Origin of the sequence: Bifidobacterium sp. UTBIF-78, assembly GCF_006408945.1 — a bacterium.
Lineage (GTDB): Bacteria > Actinomycetota > Actinomycetes > Actinomycetales > Bifidobacteriaceae > Bifidobacterium > Bifidobacterium myosotis.
Window position 1 is genome coordinate 1 of the sequence record NZ_JFAO01000083.1, and the last position, 1434, is coordinate 1434.

The 1434-nt window shown below is 67.2% G+C and carries 1 protein-coding gene; it reads left to right on the forward strand.

Features of this window, described 5'->3' with window-relative positions:
- Positions 1–59: 59 nt before the first annotated feature.
- Complete coding sequence (locus tag BG22_RS10750; RefSeq protein ID WP_258186349.1) at positions 60–1400, forward strand: ISL3 family transposase; 1341 nt, start codon at positions 60–62, stop codon at positions 1398–1400.
- Positions 1401–1434: the final 34 nt, after the last annotated feature.

Sequence of the window (1434 nt, forward strand, 5' to 3'; positions counted from 1 at the left end):
GCTCTTCCGATTTTGGTGTGTAAGGGCCGTGCGGTTTCATTCGTTGTGTGAAAGAAAAAATGAAGAAAACCGCGCGGCTTGCCATCGAGTCTAGCGCGTTTGATGGTCGTGTCCTGCTCGGCCTCGACAGGCTGGGGTTGAATCCCGTCTGGCAGCGGCACGAGAAGGCGGGCTCGCGTGCCGGTGTGTGGCTGATCGGCTGCGAGCCCGGGGACGACACGGCACGCCACTGCGCGCGGTGCGGTGACGCCGGACGGATCCGCTCCTCGTGGCTCCGCCGGTTGGCGCACACGCCGGTCGGCCAGCACGCCGTGCATCTGATGGTGCGGGTGCGGCGATACGAGTGCATGCCGTGCGCGCGCTCGTGGACGGATGATCTGACCCGCGTCGCCCCGGAGGGCAGGCGGCTGACGGAGGCGGCGGTGTGGTGGGCCGCGGCCGAGGTCGTGTTGAAGTCGAAGAGCATCCTGGCGTGCGCGCGCGACCTGCATTGCTCGTGGGGGGCGGTCAACGCGGCCGTATTGGAGAAAGGCATGGAGACGCTGGTCAATGACCCGAAGCGGCTGGACGGGGTCGAGACGGTCGGCGTGGACGAGCATGTATGGCGGCACACCCGGCATGGCAACAGGTACGTGACCGTCATCGTCGACCTGACCCCCAGGAGGCACGGCCGGCCGGCCAGGCTCCTGGACATGGTCGAGGGCAGGAGCGAGAAGGCGTTCGCCGGGTGGCTCGCCGAACGATCCCAGGCGTTCCGCGACCATGTGAGGACCGTCGCGATGGACGCGTTCGCCGGATACAAGAAGGCCGTCCGCCGCGAGATCCCCCACGCCGTGGAGGTGCTGGACCCGTTCCACATCGTCAGACTCGCCGGCGACAAGCTCACCGCCGTGCGCTGCCGGCTCCAGCGCGAGCGGACGGGACGGCGCGGCACCAAGGACGACCCGTTGTACAAAGGCAGGCGCGTGCTCCTGAAGACCGAGGCTTTGAGGACCGGCAAACAAAGGGAGCGCGCCGCCCGCCTGCTCGACGACCCCGCCAACCATGCATTGCGGCTCGCGCACGGCACCTACCAGAAGATCATCCGCTGCTACGCGCAGGAAGACCGCAAACGGGGACGCGGCATGATGGCCGAGCTCATCGAAGCGCTCAACGCCAAGGGGGCCGCGCCCGGATGCCCCGAACTCGCCACGCTCGGCCGCACCCTGAAACGCCGCATGGGCGACGTCCTCGCGTTCTTCGACCGGGAGCACGGCGCCAACGGACCCACCGAGGCCATCAACGGCAGGCTCGAGACCCTCAGGGGCATCGCCCTCGGCTTCCGCAACCTCGACAACTACATCACCCGCAGCCTGCTGCACACCGGAGGCTTCAGACACACCATCCAAACTCACCTATGACAACCCACACCTACACACCAAAATGCGAAGAGCC

Excerpts from the sequence above, each read along its gene's own strand:
- BG22_RS10750 (WP_258186349.1), top strand. The coding sequence starts at position 60 with ATGAAGAAAACCGCGCGGCTTGCCATCGAGTCTAGCGCGTTTGATGGT.